General features: G+C 48.1%; 1 protein-coding gene. It reads left to right on the top strand.

The window, feature by feature from the left end; all coding sequences use genetic code 11:
- Positions 1-1,109: 1,109 nt before the first annotated feature.
- On the top strand, positions 1,110-1,307 hold the full coding sequence (locus tag H4684_RS20460; protein ID WP_143077867.1) for an iron-sulfur cluster assembly scaffold protein: 198 nt from the start codon (positions 1,110-1,112) through the stop codon (positions 1,305-1,307).
- Positions 1,308-1,671 lie beyond the last annotated feature (364 nt).

The following is a 1,671-nucleotide window of genomic DNA, read 5'->3' as shown; positions in this document are numbered from 1 at the left end:
GAAAAGCAAGTTCAATATACCGATATCATTGATTTATTTCAAGTGCAAAATGTTTCAAAACTGTATATTCAATGCAACTTTTTCACGGATTTAGGGTAAGATGTTATCTTTCCCTTAATGAGCTTGTTAACAATAGTAACAGAGATAATTCCCGAAATAATGTTGTATGAATAATCATAAATATCAGTAAGAAGTATCATCGAATTTGAAAGTATGGCGATCGCTATAACAGGTAGACAGGAAGACACATCAATAAGCAACGCCAACTTCAATACCTTAAACTGTAAAGGCAGGTTTTCCTTTGCGTGGTCAGCAGACGAGTTATTTTGCATGTGTCAAAAACCCTGATTTTGTTAGATATGAATATCCCTGAAACCAACAATGACAGCGAGTTACTGTGAAACTTCCATAACCGAAACCGACAATGCCTCAATCAGCATGCACACAGTGGCTTCTTGTGCTACTACGAACGACCTTGCCGGGAAAACTGTGCGTCACGATCCCGTACATGTATGCGCCCATGAGGCGTTGCCAGTGGTCGCGGTCGACCAGGGGGCGTGCGAAGGACCTCGCCGGTGAAGCCGATGCAGAGCAGGGCCACGGACAGGTCGCATTGGGCCAGCTCCCAGGCCGAGACGATGCGGCTGGAGAGCTGGTAGTGGGTGTCGCCGCTAATGTAAAGCCGAGGAAGTGGCGATTTACAAAAGGTTCACGGGGAATCCAGGATAACGGGGAATCGGGGAATCTAGGGGCGGCTCTTGACTCTTGAAATATTCCATTTTCCGAAGAATTTTACTCACTGAGGAATGAATGCCTGCGTGTAAACGCCGTGTAATTGCCGCAGGGTTTTGGAAAGATTTGCGGCCGAAGTTGCGGCAAATAAAAGTGAGTTGTCGTCAGGCAATAGCCATGATAAATAACGTTGAACCGGTGCAACGTTATCCCGAGCACGGAAAGAAAGGTGCTCCTGTCGATATCGTCCAGAAAAAAGGAAGATTATGCATTGCCCCGGGATGTCACATGGTTGATGGCTCCAGAAAATTCTATGCGGAGTGGGCGGACCATAGAGAGGAGTCACTCCAGAAAATTCAAGATTCAAGATCTGAACCTTGCCTCACGCGGAACTGACAGTGAACAAGACCTGCGAAGAGGTGGCTGCCATCATGGGCGACACCATACTGCATGCCTCGGGCGGACCAAACTGCATGCCCGAAGAAGACCGCCATTGCACCCGACTGGCCGCCAACGCGCTGCACGATGCGCTGGGAGATTACTACTTTAAGACGCTGGAGATGCGAGAACGCTGAAGATTGCGCGTTCCTTCCGTCGGGTTAAAAAAAATGGCTTGAGACTGTTGAATCTCAAGCCATTGCATTCAAACTGGCGGGGGCTAATACTGTTTTTTGGTGTCTCAGTTTTTGGGACACGAACTTCGACTCAATGTTCTGCCAGTGCAGGCCTGTATCCGATGTGGCGCTTCAGCAGTCTTCCAGGATCGACTCGAGAGGTAGAAATAATTCAAGATCTGCCCCACATCCCCCTGGCTGCGCTTCTCGGCCCATCCTTTTGGATCAGAGTGTAGCCTTCCCCTAAAACCGAGCCATTGATAAATAGAGATTTCTGGTAAAGATTGCCTCACGGAGGGCAAGATGAAGAAGTCTCGATTTTCGG

The sequence above is a fragment of the Desulfomicrobium macestii genome (genome assembly GCF_014873765.1).
In the GTDB taxonomy this organism is placed as follows: domain Bacteria; phylum Desulfobacterota; class Desulfovibrionia; order Desulfovibrionales; family Desulfomicrobiaceae; genus Desulfomicrobium; species Desulfomicrobium macestii.
The sequence above is the reverse complement of the archived record's forward strand: the minus strand, read 5'-3'. Positions and strand labels throughout refer to the sequence as shown.